At 73.4% G+C, this 17,385-nt stretch carries 13 protein-coding genes; 9 read left to right on the top strand and 4 right to left on the bottom strand.

The window, feature by feature from the left end:
• The first annotated feature begins 82 nt into the window (after positions 1-82).
• The 4 genes from narH to MMF93_RS28205 all read left to right on the top strand — a co-directional run bounded on the left by narH (position 83) and on the right by MMF93_RS28205 (position 4,083).
• A complete protein-coding gene (gene narH / locus MMF93_RS28220; protein ID WP_242757815.1) occupies positions 83-1,732 on the top strand; it encodes a nitrate reductase subunit beta in 1,650 nt (549 codons plus the stop codon).
• Positions 1,729-2,370: a nitrate reductase molybdenum cofactor assembly chaperone gene (narJ, locus tag MMF93_RS28215; RefSeq protein ID WP_242755881.1), complete on the top strand. Its 642-nt coding sequence runs from the start codon at positions 1,729-1,731 to the stop codon at positions 2,368-2,370. The genes narH and narJ overlap by 4 nt, the downstream gene beginning before the upstream one ends.
• Positions 2,367-3,128, top strand: coding sequence for a respiratory nitrate reductase subunit gamma (narI, locus tag MMF93_RS28210; RefSeq protein WP_242755879.1), 762 nt, complete (start codon positions 2,367-2,369; stop codon positions 3,126-3,128). Before narJ ends, narI begins: the two co-directional genes overlap by 4 nt.
• A gap of 106 nt (positions 3,129-3,234) precedes the next feature.
• Positions 3,235-4,083: a metallophosphoesterase family protein gene (locus MMF93_RS28205; RefSeq protein WP_242755877.1), complete on the top strand. Its 849-nt coding sequence runs from the start codon at positions 3,235-3,237 to the stop codon at positions 4,081-4,083.
• Between the two features lie 85 nt (positions 4,084-4,168).
• Here MMF93_RS28205 and MMF93_RS28200 read toward each other — a convergent pair whose 3' ends face one another.
• The 4 genes from MMF93_RS28200 to MMF93_RS28185 are packed head-to-tail and all read right to left on the bottom strand — an operon-like array spanning position 4,169 to position 7,912.
• Entirely contained in the window at positions 4,169-5,965 is a 1,797-nt protein-coding gene (locus tag MMF93_RS28200; protein ID WP_242755875.1) for a hypothetical protein, read from the bottom strand.
• Positions 5,966-6,024: 59 nt separating this feature from the next.
• On the bottom strand, positions 6,025-6,771 hold the full coding sequence (locus MMF93_RS28195; RefSeq protein WP_242755873.1) for an ABC transporter ATP-binding protein: 747 nt from the start codon (positions 6,769-6,771) through the stop codon (positions 6,025-6,027).
• Positions 6,772-6,781: 10 nt separating this feature from the next.
• Complete coding sequence (locus MMF93_RS28190) at positions 6,782-7,333, bottom strand: GNAT family N-acetyltransferase (protein ID WP_242755871.1); 552 nt, start codon at positions 7,331-7,333, stop codon at positions 6,782-6,784.
• A gap of 24 nt (positions 7,334-7,357) precedes the next feature.
• A complete protein-coding gene (locus tag MMF93_RS28185; RefSeq protein WP_242755869.1) occupies positions 7,358-7,912 on the bottom strand; it encodes an HAD domain-containing protein in 555 nt (184 codons plus the stop codon).
• 455 nt (positions 7,913-8,367) lie between these two features.
• On the opposite strand from MMF93_RS28185, the gene MMF93_RS28180 reads away from it, so the two are divergent.
• From MMF93_RS28180 to MMF93_RS28160, 5 genes are read left to right on the top strand one after another with little or no spacing between them, the layout of a single operon-like run.
• A complete protein-coding gene (locus MMF93_RS28180; RefSeq protein WP_242755867.1) occupies positions 8,368-10,506 on the top strand; it encodes a fibronectin type III domain-containing protein in 2,139 nt (712 codons plus the stop codon).
• Entirely contained in the window at positions 10,497-11,507 is a 1,011-nt protein-coding gene (locus MMF93_RS28175; RefSeq protein ID WP_242755865.1) for an AAA family ATPase, read from the top strand. The genes MMF93_RS28180 and MMF93_RS28175 overlap by 10 nt, the downstream gene beginning before the upstream one ends.
• The gene (locus MMF93_RS28170) at positions 11,507-12,682 is read left to right on the top strand and encodes a DUF58 domain-containing protein (protein ID WP_242755863.1); all 1,176 of its coding nucleotides are present in this window, start codon (positions 11,507-11,509) and stop codon (positions 12,680-12,682) included. The genes MMF93_RS28175 and MMF93_RS28170 overlap by 1 nt, the downstream gene beginning before the upstream one ends.
• A complete protein-coding gene (locus MMF93_RS28165; RefSeq protein WP_242755861.1) occupies positions 12,679-15,267 on the top strand; it encodes a transglutaminase TgpA family protein in 2,589 nt (862 codons plus the stop codon). The genes MMF93_RS28170 and MMF93_RS28165 overlap by 4 nt, the downstream gene beginning before the upstream one ends.
• A complete protein-coding gene (locus MMF93_RS28160) occupies positions 15,264-16,742 on the top strand; it encodes a serine/threonine-protein kinase (protein WP_242755859.1) in 1,479 nt (492 codons plus the stop codon). The genes MMF93_RS28165 and MMF93_RS28160 overlap by 4 nt, the downstream gene beginning before the upstream one ends.
• Positions 16,743-17,385 lie beyond the last annotated feature (643 nt).

The following is a 17,385-nucleotide window of genomic DNA, read 5'->3' as shown; positions in this document are numbered from 1 at the left end:
GAAGACACGCCGCAAGCACGAGACGCACCAGACACACCAGCAGAGCAAGAGCGGGAAGAAGAACGCTCCGCCGGGCCGGGTGATGGCCCAGGTGGCCATGGTGATGAACCTCGACAAGTGCATCGGCTGCCACACCTGTTCGGTCACCTGCAAGCAGACGTGGACCAACAGGGCCGGTACCGAGTACGCGTGGTTCAACAACGTGGAGACGCGCCCGGGGCTGGGCTACCCGCGCGGTCACGAGGACCAGGACAGGTGGAAGGGCGGCTGGAAACTCAAGCACGGCCGCCTCGTCCCCCGCTCCGGAGGCCGCGCCCGTCGCCTCGCACGGCTGTTCGCCAACCCGGAGCTGCCCACCCTGGCCGACTACTACGAACCCTGGACCTACGACTACGAGACGCTGACCAGCGCCCCGCTGGGCGACGACCTGCCCACCGCACGCCCCCGCTCCCTCATCGACGGCGCGGAGACGGACATCACCTGGGGGCCCAACTGGGACGACGATCTCGGCGGTGGGCCCGGCGGACTGTCCGGCGACCCGGTGCTGAGGCAGCTGGAGCGGGCCGGCGAGCGGGTACGCCTGGAGTACGAGCAGGCGTTCATGTTCTACCTGCCGCGCATCTGCGAGCACTGCCTCAACCCCTCGTGCGTGGCCGTCTGCCCCTCCGGCGCGCTCTACAAGCGCATCGAGGACGGCATCGTGCTGGTCGACCAGGACCGTTGCCGGGGCTGGCGGATGTGCGTGTCGGGGTGCCCGTACAAGAAGGTGTACTTCAACCACCGCACCGGCAAGGCCGAGAAGTGCACGCTGTGCTACCCGCGGATCGAGGCCGGGGAGCCGACCGTCTGTTCGGAGACGTGCGTGGGGCGGCTGCGCTACCTGGGGGTGATGCTCTACGACGCCGACCGGGTCGGCGAGGCCGCGTCCGTGGAGGACCCGCAGGAGCTGTACGAGGCACAACTGGAGTGCTTCCTCGACCCATGGGACCCGCACGTGGCCAAGGCGGCGGAAGAGTCGGGCATCCCGCACGACTGGGTGACGGCGGCGCGCCGCTCCCCCGTGCGCGCCCTCATCAGCGAGTACAAGGTGGCGCTGCCGCTGCATCCGGAGTACCGCACGATGCCGATGGTCTGGTACGTGCCCCCGCTCTCGCCCATCGTGGAGGCGCTCAGCCGCGACGGCCACGACGGTGAGGACCCCGCGGCGCTGTTCGGCGCCATCGACTCGCTGCGCATCCCGCTGGAGTACCTGGCCGGCCTCTTCACGGCGGGCGACACGGCTCCCGTCGAGGCGTCGCTGTGCCGGCTGGCGGCGATGCGCTCGTACATGCGCCGCATCAACCTCGGTGAGGAACGCGACCCCCGCCTGGCCGAAGCCGTGGGCATGGACGCCGGGCGGATGGAGGAGATGTACCGGCTGCTGGCGCTGGCCAAGTACGACGAGCGGTACGTCATCCCCACCAGCTACACGGGGCAGGTGCCGGCCGATCCCGGCGCGAGCGGATGCGGCTTGGAGGGCGAGGGCGGCCCCGGCATGTACGAGAGCCCCGCCGACGCCTTCCACGCGCTCTCCCCCGTCCCCGCGCAGGCCGGTACCGGACCGGACGCGGGTACGGACGCCGGTGCTCCGGCGGACTCGCCCACCTCCGGGCGGGTCAACCTCCTCAACTGGAACGGCAGAGGGCGCCCAGCCGGGCTCTTCCCCCACCGCCGGGGAGGCGAGCACGCGTGACGACCGCGCTGGTGCACCAGGCCGCCTCGCTGCTGCTGGGCTACCCGGACGAGGACTGGCCGGAGAGGGTGCGGACCGTCGAGACCACGCTGGCGGCGCTGCCGCCCGGCGCCTGCCCGCAGGCCACCGACGTGCTGCGGTTCTGCCACGAGATCGGGGACGTGCCCGTCCTTGGGCTGGCTTCCCGCTACGTGGCGACGTTCGACCGCAGCCGGCGGCGCACGCTGCACCTGACCTACTACTCCGACGGCGACACCCGCAGGCGCGGTGCCTCACTGGCGGCGCTCAAAGCGCTGCTGCGCCGGCACGGCTGGGCGGTGCCCGAAGGCGAGCTGCCCGACCACCTGCCCGACGTCCTGGAGTTCGCCGCACGGTGCCCCGACCCCGGTGTCGGGGTGCTCACCGAGCACCGGGCCGGACTGACGCTCCTGACCAAGGCGCTGACCGCCTACCGCAGCCCGTACGCGGCCGTGCTGCGCGCGGTGTGCGCGACCCTGCCCCCGCCCGCGCCCGCCGACCGTGCGGCCGTGCGTGCCCTCGCGCACGAGGGCCCACCCGCCGAGACGGTGGGCCTCGGCCCGGGACCCCTCGTCGATCTCCCCGCCCCGCTCCCCCACACGGAAGGTGCACGCCGGTGACGCACGTGAACACCGCGCTGTGGGGCGTCCTGCCCTACCTCGTCCTCGCCGTCTTCCTCGGCGGCACCGCCTGGCGCTACCGGTACGACCGGTTCGGGTTCACCACCCGCTCCAGCCAGCTGTACGAGAGCCGGCTGCTGCGGGTGGGCGGGCCGCTGTTCCACTACGGCCTGTTCCTGGTGATCGGCGGGCACGTGGTCGGACTGCTGGTACCCGAGTGGTTCACCGAGGACCTCCGTGTGAGCGAGCGCCTCTACCACCTCAACGCCCTGGTGGCGGGCGGCGCGGCGGGGGTCGCCGCGCTGGCGGGCCTGACGGTGCTGCTGTGGCGCAGACTGCGCGTGAGGGCGGTACGCGCCGCGACCAGCCGCAGCGACGTCGCCGTGCACGCCCTGCTGCTCGTGGTGCTGCTGGCCGGGCTGACAGCCACCACGTCCAGCGGGCTCTCGGGCTCCTACGACTACCGGCTGGGCGTGTCCGTGTGGTTCCGCAGCCTGTTCGCGCTGGACCCGGACGTGGCCGCCATGCGCGCGGCTCCCGCGGTGTACCAGGTGCACGCCCTCCTGGCGATGGCGCTGTTCGCGCTGTGGCCGTTCAGCAGACTGGTGCACGCTTTCGCGGCGCCACTGGGCTACCTGGCACGCCCCTACGTCGTCTACCGCTCACGCGCCCGCTCCCTGCCCCCGGCCCGGGCGGCCACCACCACCGGGCCAGGGTCCGCGGCACCGCACCGATCCGCCCGGCGGCGGGCTCGCTGACCGCCCGGGGAGCAGAGGACGGGTTGCTCGAGCCCGTGCGCCGTGTCGGTGCCGACGGTTATCGTCGGTGCCGACAGGGGCGGCGGGGGAATCGAGGGAGTACCGGATGGCATCGGGCCGTGGACGTCTGCTCGCGGTCAGCGACCTGCACGTGGGAATGGCGGACAACAAGCCCGTCACCGACTCGCTGCGGCCGCACACGGACGAGGACTGGCTGATCGTCGCCGGAGACGTCGCGGAGGTCTTCGCGGACATCGAATGGGCGCTGCGGCTGCTGGCGGGCCGGTTCGCCCGCGTCATCTGGACGCCCGGCAACCACGAGCTGTGGACCCCGAAGGGCGATCCGGTACAACTGCGCGGCGTGGGGCGGTACGAGCGCCTGGTGGAGCTGTGCCGTTCGTTGGGCGTGCTGACTCCCGAGGACCCGTACGCGCGCTGGCAGGGGCCGGAGGGCGAGGTGGTGATCGCACCGCTGTTCCTGCTGTACGACTACTCCTTCACGGCTCCGGGGACGCGGACGAAAGAGGAGTCCCTCGCCCGGGCGCACGAGACCGGCGTGGTGTGCACGGACGAGTTCCTGTTGCACCCGGACCCGTATCCGGCGGTCGACGACTGGTGCAGGGAGAGGGTCGCCGCCACCCGTGAGCGGCTCGACGCACTGGGCACGGACACCGGGCTCGTCCTGGCGAGCCACTGGCCGCTGCTGCGCGAGCCGACGAACGTCATGTGGTATCCGGAGTTCGCACAGTGGTGCGGTACGGAGCTGACGGCGGACTGGCACACGAGGTATCCGGTGGCCGCGGCCGTCTACGGTCACCTCCACATCCCCCGCACCACCCACCACGACGGCGTCCGCTTCGAGGAGGTCTCCATCGGCTACCCGCGGGAGTGGCGCCGCAGAGGCCACCCGCGCGGACTGCTGCGCCAGATCCTGCCCACACCGGAGGGCGACTGAGCGGCGGGCCGCCAGCCCCCCAAAGGCTCCTCGGCAGCGTGCGGCCACACCTCCACAGGACGTCCGAGCGGCGGGCCGCTCATTCTCAAACTGCCGGGCGCAACAGCTTCTTCACTCGCCGCGCGGTGGCGAACAGCAGTCCGGACGTGAGGGTCAGCGCGGTCATCACCGGCCGCAGGAAGGCCTCGGCCGGCGCGCCGGGGTCCAGGACGCCGCTCGTGCCCAGCCCGGCGGTCAGCACGGTCACGGTCGTCAGGAAGGGGGCCGCGTACCAGAAGAGGAAGACGAAGGCGCTGGCGTCCCCGGCGGGCGTGACCAGCCCCAGTGACATCAGCTCCGTGCGCACGGGACCGCGTACCGCCGCCAGCACCGCGGCGGCGGCGAACGGCGGGGCGCACAGCGGCATCAGCAGCAAGGCGCGCTCCCCGCCGTACAGGGCGAACGGAACAGCCGCGAGTGTGGTGAGCACCGCGCCGAGCGCCGCCGGCACGAGCGCGTGCTGGAACATGAGACCGCGGAAGCGGAACGGGGACCACGAGGAGCGCCGCAGATCGTCCGCCTCCAAGCGCGCGGTCTCGGCCAGCCTGCCCACCCCGAACCAGCCGAGCGCCAGCGCCACGGCCAGGACGACCAGGCGTGCGGCCCCCTCCAACGCGACGGCGACGGACGCAGCGCCGGCGCCGGCGGCGATCCACAGGGCGGCACCGACGAGGCGCCCGGGTCCGCGCAGCAGCGCGACGGCGTCCCGCCAGGCGACCACGAGCCGGCGCGAGCGCGGCGCGGGCAGCCGCCGCCGGGTGCCGGAAGCGCCGTCGGCGAGCGCCTCGGCGACCGCGAGCTTGGCGGCGCGCGGTTCGACGGACCACAGGACGGAGGCCACGGTCGCCGCCGTCGCGGCGCGGGCCCGCAACCGCCGGGTGGGTATCGTCCCGGCGGTCCGGTCGGCGTGCACCACGGCGGCGGCGGTGACCACCGCCAGCAGCGCGGTGGCCATCGACCAGCCCGGCACGTGCCCGCTCGACGCGTGCAGGATCGGCTGCACCGCCCAGCCCCAGGGGCCGGACCACAGCTCGGCCGTCTCCAGTACGCGCAACACGGCTCGTTGCCCGCCCGCCGGCCCGCCCGAGGCCGCCGCCCAGGCCGCCTGCCCGGCGAGCGCGATCAGCAGCAGCACCGCGTAGGGCGTCAGCGTACGGACCCGTCGCGCCCAGCTCAGGCGGCGTTCGACCTGCAGCGCCAGCGCGGCTGCCAACAGCGGCAGGCACACGCCTGCGGGCATGCACAGCGCCAGTGCGGGGCCCAGCGCGGTCGTCCCCGTCAGCCGCAGCAGTACCGCCCCGCCCACCGCGCACAGCACCCCGCCGACCGTCATCAGGGCCGTCGTCAGGCGGAAGGCAGGCCGCAGCAGCCGGTCCCGCCGCACCGGTTGCGCCAGCGGCCAGGACAGGTCGGGGCGGGGCACCAGGACGGGCCCGCGCCACAGCGCGTCCCGGGCTGCGAGCACCGCCAGGCCGCACGCCAGCAGTACCAGAACGGCCGACAGGGCGCGACCTGTCGCCTCGGAGGTGTGGTCGTCCGCGGCGAGGTGCCCGAGGCGTTGCGCGAAGCGATAGCCCAGAGTGCTTCCGTAGCCGACACCCAGCAGCAGGAGGCCGTACGCGGTGACGGCGAGGTCGCGGTTGCGTTGGCCGCGGTGGGCCCGCCGCTTGTCGCGCAGCCACCTGAGCGTCTCGCGGGTGCGGTCGTACTCCGGGCTCCAGGCGGCGTCGGCGTCGGCCTGGTCGTCGTCGGCGTCGGCCCCGTCGCACGGACCCGCGTCGTCCGGGGCCGCGACCGGCGCGGGTACGGAGTCGTTGCCGTCCTCCCCGGTCTCGCCATCCACCCCGCCCTCCCCGCGGGACTTCTCGGCGGGTCGGCCGGCGGACCGGTCAGCAGACCCGCTCACGTCCCACCGTCCCACTCGTGCAGCACGTCCGGGGGCCCTTCCGCGCGGACGCGGCCGTCCTCCAGGACGACGACGTGATCGGCCACCGCGTGGACGAGTTCCGCCTGGTGGGTGGCGAGCAGCAGCGCGACCCCGTCGGCCTTCTCACCGCGCAGGAGTTGGGCGAGCCGGACGCGGGCCGCCGGGTCGAGTCGCTGTTCGGGCTCGTCGAGGACGAGGAGGTCGCGCGGGCGGACGAGGGCCGCGGCCAGCTGGAGCGCCTGGGTCTGGCCCGAGGAGAGGGCGGAGGGGAGCTGGTGAGCGTGTCCGCTCAGCCTGCGGTCCGCCAGCACCTGGTCGATCCAGCCGTCCGCGTCGGCCACGTCGTGGGCCACGGTGATGAGTTCGAGGTGCTCGCGGACGGTCAGGTCCGGGTAGAACGCCACGGTGTCACCGGCGACGGCCACGCGCGCCCGTACCTGCGGGTCGTCCTCGTCGACGGGTCTGCCCTCGAACAGTGCCGTGCCCACCGTGGGTTTGTCCCTGCCGCAGGCCAGACGCAGCAGTGTCGACTTGCCCGATCCGTTGTGTCCGAACAGCGCCGTGCAGGTGCCCGCCGACACGTCCAGGTCGAGGGGGTGGAGGGCCTGCCGCTCGCCGAAGCGGCGGCCGACGCCTGACAGTCTCAACAGCGGCTGTTTTCCGCCACGTGCGGCGCCGCGCTCCCTGCCGCTCCCCGCCCCGTCCTTTCCCCCGTCCGCCATGGCGCCCGCGTCACCTCTTCTCGTGGCCGGGGCGGTACAGGGCGTGGACGAGGACGTCGTGGCCGAGGAAGTGGTCCTCGCGCAGTGGGGTGAATCCGAGCCGCTGCGCGACCCTCGCCGAGGGCGTGTTGGCCGGGTGGATCATCGCGGTGAAGTAGGGCGCGTCCAGCCGCCGGAATCCCCACTCGACGCAGGCCCGTGCGGCTTCGGTGGCGAAGCCGTGGCCCCAGGAGGAGCGCCGGAAGGTCCAGCCTGCCTCGACCTCGTCGAAGACGTCCCAGTGGTTGAGGCCGCAGCGCCCGATGAACTCCCCGGTCTCCTTGAGTTCGACGGCGCACAGCCCGTGCCCGTGCTCCGCCCATTGGCGCTCGATCTCGGCCAGCCGCGCGTACGCCTGTGCGCGGGTGAACGTCGGTACGAACCGGGTCACTTCGGGGTCGGCGTGCAGGGTGACCATGCGGTCCACGTCGTCGCGGGTGAGCGGTCGCAGCAGCAAGCGTTCCGTCTCGATGACGGCGGGCTCGCGCCGGCGCGCGGGAGGAGGACTGTCGTTCGGGCCCATGTCGGCATGATCGCAGTGCGGGTCTCACCCGGTGTGGTCGGGGCCCAGCGCACGCGCGAAGGCGTCGAGTGCGGTGAAGTCCTCCTCCCTCAGGCCGACCCGGGGGTCGACGTGGCGCAGCAGTGCCGGGGCGTCGTGCTGTCTGGCCACGAAAGCGCGGTCCGCCTCGCCGACCTCGTCGTCCACCCAGGCGAAGGGCCGCCCGGCGGCGTGGCCGATCAGGTGGCTCGTCTTCCAGTAGGTTCCCTCCTCGCCCGCGCCGAAGAGCGCGGGCCACGCCACGACCGGCAGGTGCGGAAGCCCGAGGACGGGCGCGATGTGCTCGTTGGCGTCCTCGCCCCATGTGGTGGCCCACACCAGGTGGTACAGGCCGCTCAGTTCGAGGAGCCGGGGGCCGTGTGCGGGCTTGAGCAACACCCGCAGCGTTGGTACGGCGTCCGGCGGCGCACCGGCGTGCAGGGCGATCCAGTTGTCCGGTTTCATCCGGTGCGTCGTGTACCCGGCGGGCCGCCGCTCGGGGTTCGCGGCCCAGGGATTGAGCGGGCCGTCGACGTCCAGGTAGAGGAGTGGGCGACTCATCGGGGCCATCCTGTCAGCAACGGGGACGCGGGCGCGGGAGGCGGCGCTGCGTGCGCTTCCCGCGGCCGGAGCGCGAGCGGTCCGGTGACGGCGGGGTCCGGTGTCGGTACCGGACGTCATACTCCTGTCACAGCCCCGCGTTCGGCGGTGACCGGCTCGAGGGTTGGTTGGTTAACCTTCGAAGGCAGCGCATCGCGGGTGACGTGGTGCGTGGACGGGACGGGGAGGGGACGGGGATGCCGGAGACTCGGGGGAGCTCCGAAGAAAGCCGGACGCCGGGGTTGCGTCCGCGGCGGCTGGTCGACGACGGCGGCGGCGAGGGGGAACGCCGTCCGCGGGGTCCTGCGGCGTTCAGGGCTCGCCTGGCGGCCCTGCTGGCGTCCACGTGGGCGGCAGTACGCCCGAGTCGCCGCCGGGCGACAGGGTACATCGCGCTGTGTTCGGTGGGCGCGCTCGTGGGCACGTCCGTCGTGGTCGGTTCGGGCAAGGCGGGCGCGGTGCCCGATCTCTCCGACATCGGTGCCTGGCTGACCAGTTCGCGTACGGGCGAGGCCGCGCACGCCAACGGGTTGACCGGTGATGTGGACGGCAAGGTGAAGCTGCCCGGCATGGGTGACCACCCGGTCTCCATCTCGCAGGACGGCAAGACGGTGCTGGTGCTGGACGAGAAGACGGGGAAGCTGGTGCGGATCGACGCCTCGCAGCTGACCGCCGAGCAGTCCTCGCGCTACGGCGCGGGGCTTCAGCTGGTGTCGGGGGGCTCGTACGCGTACCTCGTCGACCCGGTCAAGGCGCGGGTGCAGCGCATCGATCCGGTACGCACGACGCCGCTGGGCGCTCCGATGGATCTGGGCGCGGGTCCGCTGGGCAAGGCGGTCGCCGACCCCGAGGGCACGCTGTGGGTTCCGGTGCCGGGCAAGGGCACGGTCGTGCCGTTCCCGCGCGGCAAGGAGGGGGACGCCATCAAGGTGGGCGCCAAGAGGGGCAAGGCGTCCACTCTGGTGATGACCCTGGCCGACGGCCGCCCGGTCGTCACCGACACCAGCGGCGGCACGGTGTCGGTGCTGAAGCGCACGGGGGTCGGGCTGCGTTTCAAGCTGCCGTCCGGCATCACCAAGGCACCGGCGGGGACGGTGGTGGTCCCGTCCTCGACCGCCGGTGACGTGGTGCCGGTGCTGGCCCGGGAGTCGGGCCGCATGACGCTGGTCAACACCCGTACGGGCTCGCTGTTGAACGCCTCCCTGGGCGCGGGCAGCCACGAGTACGGCACTCCCCAGGTGCTCGGTTCGAAGGTGTACGTACCGGACCACTCCAACGGCACGCTGAAGGTGTACGACACCGAGGCGGCCGCGATCACCGAGCCGGTGAAGGTGACCGGCAAGCGCGGAAAGCTGAGTCTGTTCGTGCGCGACGGCCTGCTGTGGGTCAACGACGAGGACAACGAGACCGCCGTGGTGATCAATTCCTCGGGGCACGTCAACCGCGTCCACAAATACGACACGGATGTCCCCTCGGGCCGTAAGCCGCGCGAGGACGCTCCTTCGGGTGATGACGGCAAACATGACCCGGCACCCGGCCGGGACGCGCCTGACGCCGTGCCGGAGGGCCCCTCGAACCCGGGCCGGGACGAGACACCGTCCGGCCCCGACACGCCCGCGCGGAAGCCGGAGCGCGGCGGTGAGCCGAAGGAACCCGGACGCAAGGAGCCGGAGCGGCCGCGGAAACCCGAGCAGCCCGACAAGGGCGAGGAGAAGCCCGAGGCGCGGCCGCCCGGTACCCCGCAGGCACAGTCAGGCGCCGGCGTCATCCGGATCTCCTTCGCCCCGTCGCCCGGGGTGAAGCCGACCGGATACCGGCTCAAGGGGGCGCCGGCGGGCGCCGAGGTGAAGCCGGAGAAGGTGGGCCCCAACGGGCCGTTCACCTTCGAGGTGAAAGGCGGCTCCTGCGCCCAGCAGTACAGCTTCTCGGTGGAGGCCGCGTTCGCGGGCGGGCAGACGGCGGAGTCGGGCCGCACCGTGCCCACCCGGCCGTGCGTGGCGCCTGCCGCCCCGCAGAAGGTCGCATACGACTTCCCGGAGGGCGGCAGGGGGATCAATCTGACGTGGCAGGCGCCCGCCAACGCCGACGGCGGCACCAAGTACACGGTCACCGGCGGCAAGGGGCCACAGACCACGACCGCGACGAAGGCGCAGCTGACCGGGCTGGCGAACAACCGCACCTACAACCTGACCGTGGCCGCGGCCAACGCGGCGGGCTCTGGAGGGAGCACGGCCGTGGCGGTGGATCTGTCCAACCCGAAGAACATCAAGATCACCGACAACGCCGACGACGGTGAGGAAGTCGGTATCCGCACCAAGCCGAGCACCAAGGAAGGCACGCGGCTCGGCTTCGTGCCGGCCGGACAGACCCCCACGCTGAAGTTCATCTGCCAGGTCAGGGGGACCGCCGAGGTGCACGACACCTACGGCTGGAAGAGCGACGTGTGGGACCGCATCGAGTGGGAGGGCAAGACCGGCTACGTCAGCGACCTGTGGGTGGCCACCAGCAAACACCAGGCAGGCACGTTCTCTCCGGAGGTCTGGCAGTGCGACTAGAACCGCAGCACCCCGCTGCCCCGTCCGCGTCGCGCGAGTCCGTCTCGCTGCTCGCCCAGTGCTTCCACGCCCTGGGGGACAACGTCGAACGCGTCGTCAAAGGCAAGCGCGACACCGTCGAGTTGGCACTGGTGTGCCTGTTCTCCGAGGGGCATCTGCTGATCGAGGACGTGCCCGGCACCGGCAAGACGACGCTGGCGCGCTGTCTGGCGGCCTCGCTGGAGGCCAGTTGGCACCGCGTGCAGTTCACGCCCGACCTGCTGCCCTCCGACATCACCGGAGTGACGATCTACCGTCAGAACACCGGTGCGTTCGAGTTTCTGCCGGGCCCGGTGTTCGCCAACATCGTGCTCGGGGACGAGGTCAACAGGGCCTCCCCCAAGACGCAGTCGGCGATGCTGGAGGTCATGGAGGAGCGGCAGGTCACGGCGGACGGCCGCACCCATCCGGTGCCGCGCCCCTTCATGGTGATCGCGACGCAGAACTCGGTGGACATGGGCGGCACCTATCCGCTGCCGGAAGCGCAGTTGGACCGGTTCCTGATGCGGGTCACCCTCGGCTATCCGGACCACGCCTCCGAGGTCGCCGTCCTGTCGGGCACCGACTCGCAGTCCGGGCAGCCCGGCATCGAACACCTGCCGACCATCGCGACGGGCACACACATCGCCGAGTTCATCCAGGTGGCCCGGCAGATCCAGGTGGCGCCGCAGCTGTACGACTACCTTGTGCGGGTGGTGGCGGCCACCCGTGAGCTGCCCGAGGTGAGGCTCGGCGCGAGCCCGCGCGGCTCCGTGGCGCTGCTGCGCGCCGTGCGGGTGCGGGCCGCCTCGCAGGGGCGTACGTACGCGCTGCCCGAGGACGTGAAGGCGCTGGCGGATCCCGTGCTGGCCCACCGGCTCATCCTGACCCCCGAGGCCGAGCTGAGCGGCCGCGGTGGGGCCGACGTCATCGCGGAGGCGCTGGCCACGGTTCCGGTTCCGCAGGCGGGAGCCCCTCTCTGATGCTGTCGCCGACGGGGTGGGGGGCACTGGTCGGCGGAGCGGCACTCCTGGGGGCCGGGTACGGGTTCGGTTATCCGGAGGCGGCGGTCCTCGGGCTGGCCTGTCTGCTGGCTGTGGGCGTGGCCTTGGTGTGGACGGGGCGCTCACCGCGGCTGTCGGCGCGCCGCCGGGTCACGCCGCGCAAGGTGGCGCGGGGCGACGGGGCGGAGGGTTTCGTCGCCCTGACCAACACCGGGGGCCGCAGCCGGCGGGGGCTCGATCTGACCGACCGGTGCGGCGCGTCGCCGCTGACGTTGCACGTGCCGGCGCTCGCCGCCGGGGCGGAGCACACCGTGCGCTACCCGCTGCCGACCGAGCGGCGCGGTCGCATCGCGCTGGGGCCGCTGCGGCTGGAGCGTACGGACCCGCTGGGTCTCTCCCGCCGGGTGCGGGTGTTCGGTCCGCGCGAGGGTGGCACGGACACGCTGTTGGTGCGGCCCCGGGTGTGTCTGCTGCCTGTCCTGCCGTCGGGGACGGCACACCACGTGGAGGGGCCGACGTCGGACACCGCGGACGAGGGGTCGTTGACCTTTCACGCCCTGCGCGAGTACGTGCTGGGGGACGATCTGCGCAGGGTGCACTGGCGCTCCTCCGCCCGCACCGGGACGCTGATGGTCAAACAGCTGGTCGACGTCTCGCTGCCGCACACCACCGTGGTGCTGGACACGCGCGCGGTGGCCTACACAGCCGAGGAGGACTTCGAACTGGCGGTGGACTGCGCCGCGTCCGTGGCGTTCGCCGCGGCGCGGTCCAACTTCCCCGTGGACGTGCTCGGCGAGACCGGCCCTGTCCTGCGTACGGACGGGGCGGGCGGCGGCGACGCCGACGCGCTGCTGGACCGGCTCGCTCTGGTGCGTCTCAGCGCACGCGCCTCGGCAGCCGGGGCGTTCGACGACCTGGAGCGGGCTCGTCGCCGCGGCTCCCTCGTCGTCATCACCGGGACGGGTGACACGACCGGGCTCGGGGCGCTGGAGCGGGTGCGCCGCCGCTTCGACCGGACGGTGGTGCTGCGTGCGGGCGCAGAGACGGGCGGAGCCCAAGCGGAACCGCGCAGCCTCGGCAGCGACGTCCCTCAGCTGCGGGTGACAGGGCTGGACTCCCTGCTGGCCGCCTGGCGTCGGGAGGCGGTGCGATGAGTCCCGCCTCGACGCCGCGGTTCGCCACCCCCGGCGCGCGGTCGGCGGCCCACGACGGCCCGTCCTGGGCGCCGCCACGCCCGGCCGCGCCCGACCCGGCCACCGCGGCTGCTCCCGGCGTCCCGCCGCAGCCTCGGTCGCCGGCGAAGGAAGGGGGAGGTGAGGGGGGCGCCGGCGCGCGGCACCGGCTCTCTCCGGCACGCCGCGCATGGTCGCTGCTGCCCGTCGCCGGGATGCTGGTCTGCGCGGGACTCGGCTTCCACCGGGTCTTCGCCGTGGGCCCGCTGCTGCCGGTGCTGGCGGTGGCCGTGCCGGTCCCCATGGCGGTGGCGGCCGGCCTGTACGCGGGGCAGCGCCGCAAGGGACGGGTGGCGCCGCTGTGGCCTTCGCTGGTGCTGAACCTCGTGGTGTGGCTGGTGGTGGTGTGCGCGACGCTCTTCCGCGGCGACGCGTCCGTCGGGCTGCCGACGAGCGGGACGGTGGCGACAGTGTGGGCGGCGCTGCTGGACTCGCCGCACGCGGTCCTCACGACGATCCTGCCCGCACCCTCGGGCGCCGACTTCCTCGTGCTGCCGCACGCGGTGGTGTGGCTGGCGTCGCTCGCCGCCACGGAACTGGCGCTGCGCACCCGGGGTCCGCTGCTGCCCGCGCTGCCGCCCGTGCTGGCCTTCGGCTTCCCGCTGGTGCTGGGCGTGGCGGGCCCGGGCTCCAACACGCCGGTCGCCGCGGGCCTGGTGGCGTGCGCGGCCCTGGCGGTGGTCCTGCGGTCGCGGGCGGCCGGGCGCGGCACCGTACGGCTGCTGAGCGCCGGTCTGCCCGTGGTGGCGGTGCTGGCGCTGGCCGCCGCGCTGCTCGGCCCGCGGCTCCCGGGGCTTGCCGGGCGCGAACCCTGGGACCTGCGCCAGGAAGTGCGGGCGCCCACCGTCCATCCGCAGTCCACCAGCCCGCTGGACCAGGTGGCCGCCTGGCTGCAACACCCCGAGTCGCGGTTGTTCACAGCACGGACGACGGCGGACCGCAACTGGCGGCTCGCCGTGCTGGACCGCTACGACGGAGTGAAGTGGACATCCGGCGCCCACCTGGCCCGCTCGGGCGGCAGGGTGCCCGAGCAGCGGGGAGCCGAGCCCGGGCGCCGCGAGCGGGTCGAGCAGCGGGTCACCGTGCAGAACCTGCCCGGCATCTGGCTGCCGGCCGCCGACCGCCCCTCGTCGGTGACGCTCACCGGCGCCACAGGCGAGCGCGATGCGGACGAGGCCGAGGCCGGACGGCTCGCCGTGGATCCGGACAGCGGCGTGGTGGCCGCCGGTAAGGGCGGCACCACCGGCACGCGCGGCAACCGCGGCCTGTCCTACACCGCTGTCTCCCAGGCGCCGGTGTACGACCCGAAGCGGTTGCAGTACGCGGCCGTGCCGAAGGGCGCCCGGTACAAGTCCCTGCCCCGTACCGACCAGGCGGGTGAGCCGATCAAGGCCGTCGAGACGTTCCGCCGGCTGGCGGCGACAGCCACAGCGGGCAGCAGTTACCCGTACCAGCAGGCGTACAAACTGGCCGGCTGGCTGCGCGAGCACTACGCCTTCGACCCCAAGGCGGTGCCGGGGCACGCCTATCGGAACCTGGAGTTCTTCCTCACCACGGGCAAACGCGGCACCTCGGAGCAGTTCGCGGCGTCCTTCGCCGTCATGGGGCGGACGCTGGGGCTGCCGACGCGGGTCGCGGTCGGCTTCCGCGCGGAGGGTGGCGAGGGGCCCGGCGCGAGTGGGAAGGGCGCCAGGCAGGTGACCGGGCAGGACGCGCTGGCCTGGCCGGAAGTGCGCTTCGCGGGGGTCGGCTGGGTGCCGTTCTACCCGACCCCGGGTCAGGCCTCCGAGGAGGGCGCTTCGGTGCCGCCCGCCGGACAGCCCGAGGAGCGCGAGAAGGCCGACCGCGACATCGCGGAGCAGCAGCGCCCGTCCGTGCCGCCCCAGCAGCCGGACGACGACGGTGGGAAGAACGGGAGGGCGGCGCCTTCCGGAGGCGGCGGACTGCCCGTGTGGGCCTACGTGCTGTCAGCGGGGCCGGCGCTGGTCCTCGCCTGGAGCGGCTACGCGGTCTGGGCACCGTACCGGACCCGCAGACGGCGGCGTGGCGCCCGCGATCCGGGGCAGCGGGTGCTCGGTGCCTGGCAGCAGATCGTCGACCGGCTCACCGAGATCGGTCTGCCCGCCACTTCCGCGCACACCGCGACCGAGGTGGCGGCGTTCGGCCTTGAGTGGATCGGCGGGCGCGGCAGTGAACAGCTGCCCGCATTGGCGCGGCTGGTCAACGAGGTCGACTACGGGGGCCGGGTGCCCGACGAGGCCGCCGCGGACGCCGCCTGGCGGCACTGCGACGCGATCGAGGAGGTCGTCACGCGTACGGTGCCGCGACGCGAGCGGGTCAGACGGGCGCTGCGCTGGTCAACGATGAGACGTCACAGCCGCGCGGGGGCACCCGTACGCACGGGCCGCCCGAAAGTGCCCGTCCGCACGGACGGTTCGGGAGCATCCGTCCGCGCTGACGGCTCCGGAGCGTCCGTCCGCGCCGGCAGGTCAGGAGTGCGCCAGTGAACACCGTTCCGAACTGGGGCCCTCCCAAGGCGCCTCCCGCTGCCGGACCGCTTCCCGCGCTGCCCGGGGGGTATCAGGCCCAGCGTGTGCTGCACACGGGCCCACGCAGCACGGTCGTGCTGTGCCGGGAGGCCGAAAGCGGCAGGGAGGTGGCCGTGCGGGTGCTGCCGCCGGTGCTGGAGGATCCGGCGCGCCGGCTGGCCGCGCACTCCGAACTCCTCGCGGCAGGCGCCGCGGCCGGGCACCCCTGCGCGGTCACGGTGCGGGACGCCGGGTGCACGCACGCGGGGCAGTTGTACGTGGTGACGGAACACTGCCCGGGAGGTTCGGCACAGGACAGGCTGACCGCTCGCGGCCCTTACCCGGTCGAGGACGTGCTGGTCGTCGGCGTACGGCTGGCGCTCGCGCTGCACTCCTCGCACCGGCGCGGGGTGCTGCACCTGGAGGTGCGCCCGTCCCGCGTCCTGTACGGCGCGGCGGGTGAGGCGCTGCTCACCGGGCACGGGTTGGGCCGGGTGGTACAGCGTGCCGTGCCCTCGGCGGGCGCTGACGCGGACCCGGCCTACGCGCCCAGGGAGCTGTTCGGCTGGGAGGCGCCAGGACCGGCCGCGGACGTGTACGCGCTGGGGACGACGCTGTACGCGCTGCTGGCGGGCGAGCCGCCGCGTGCGGGCGCCGTACGGGAGGGCGGGCCCGCCGCCTACGAGGCCATGCTGGCGGGCGGGCTGCCCCGGCCGCACCGGGGCGACGTGCCCGAGCCGCTGTTCGCGCTGTTGCACCGGATGACGGCCCCGCACGCGGAGGGGCGGCCGCCGCTGACGGAGGTGCACCGGGTGCTGCGGTCGCTGCTCCCTGTGGACCGTGCCGCCCAGGTCCCCGACCTCCAGCCGGAGGCCGACCCCGAGGTGCCGCTCCCCGGCTGGGATCCGGCCGACGACGCGCTGACCGAACCGCCGCCGGTCGTCGACGACGACCCGGACTCGGCCGAGGCCCTGGCCAGACGGCGCAGGACGCGCAACAGGGTCGTCGCCGCGTGCGGCGCCCTGCTGCTGGTGGCCGGCGCCGCGCTGGCGCTGTTCCTGGTACGGGACGCGGGTGGCGAGGCGGGCAGCGCGAAGGACCGCCCCGCCGAGAAGCCGGCGAAGTCGGCTCACCCGCTGCCCAAGGGACAGGTCCCGGACTTCCAGGCGCAGGAGGTCAAGGTCACCCGGGTCGGCAAGCAGGTGCAGGTCGTCTGGAGCAAACCGAAGAAGCCGCAGCCCGTCTACGGCTTCGCCATCACGGCCCAGTCCGCCGACGGGAAGACGGTGAAGGTCAAGAACACGAACGCGGACGAGCCCTCCGTCGTCTTCTCCTCCCCACCGGTCGAGCCCGGCTCCTGCTACGTGGTGACGTCGCTGGTGCAGACCGCCGACGGCAGTGTGGGGCTGGCCTCTGCGGAGGCGGTGTGCGACCGAGGGGAGTCGCGCGAGTGAGCGGGAACGCCACAGGAGCGCCGAGCGTCCTTCGTGATGCGGGGCGCGACGGGGAGGGACGCCGACGCGGTCGGCCAAGTGAGCTGCGGCGGCGCACGGTTCGCAACCGCTGTCGGGGGAGGAGCGAGCGGCATGGGTGAGTTCACGGGTGTCGACCCGTATCGGCTGCGCGAGTTGGCCAACGCGCTCAAGGGTTTGGCGGACACGCTGGAGCAGCAGGGCAAGACGATCCGCGACCTGTTCGCGAAGTGGGAGGGGACGGTCGGCCAGTCCGTTCTGACGCAGCAGACCGCTCAGGTCGGCGACGACGCACGGAAGATGGCTCTGCGCGCCGACTGGGCCTTCACGCTGCTCCCACAACCCCTGGACGAGAACGGCCCTCTCCCCCACAGCTGGGTCAACATCCCGTGGGACATCAGCAAGATCGATCCGGGGAAGCAGGGGGGACTGGACGCACAGACCCTGCTGGCGGCGCTCAACAGCCCCGACTCCCCGCAGTCGCGCACGGCTGTGCGCATGCTCTCCCAGTCGCTGGCCGACCACGCCAATGATCCCGCCTACCTCCAGGCCTTCATGAACGCCCGGCGGGCTGGACGCGGCGGCCCGCGCGGCGCGCTTCCTGCACTCCCAGGACGGCACGCAC

Source organism: Streptomyces tubbatahanensis, from assembly GCF_022699385.1.
GTDB lineage: Bacteria > Actinomycetota > Actinomycetes > Streptomycetales > Streptomycetaceae > Streptomyces > Streptomyces diacarni.
The sequence above is the reverse complement of the archived record's forward strand: the minus strand, read 5'-3'. Positions and strand labels throughout refer to the sequence as shown.

Coding starts and splice junctions, on each gene's coding strand:
- MMF93_RS28195 (WP_242755873.1), bottom strand. CDS start 6,771: ATGGCGGACGGGGGAAAGGACGGGGCGGGGAGCGGCAGGGAGCGCGGC.
- narH (WP_242757815.1), top strand. CDS start 83: ATGGCCCAGGTGGCCATGGTGATGAACCTCGACAAGTGCATCGGCTGC.
- MMF93_RS28190 (WP_242755871.1), bottom strand. CDS start 7,333: ATGGGCCCGAACGACAGTCCTCCTCCCGCGCGCCGGCGCGAGCCCGCC.
- MMF93_RS28205 (WP_242755877.1), top strand. CDS start 3,235: ATGGCATCGGGCCGTGGACGTCTGCTCGCGGTCAGCGACCTGCACGTG.
- MMF93_RS28185 (WP_242755869.1), bottom strand. CDS start 7,912: ATGAGTCGCCCACTCCTCTACCTGGACGTCGACGGCCCGCTCAATCCC.
- MMF93_RS28165 (WP_242755861.1), top strand. CDS start 12,679: ATGAGTCCCGCCTCGACGCCGCGGTTCGCCACCCCCGGCGCGCGGTCG.
- MMF93_RS28170 (WP_242755863.1), top strand. CDS start 11,507: ATGCTGTCGCCGACGGGGTGGGGGGCACTGGTCGGCGGAGCGGCACTC.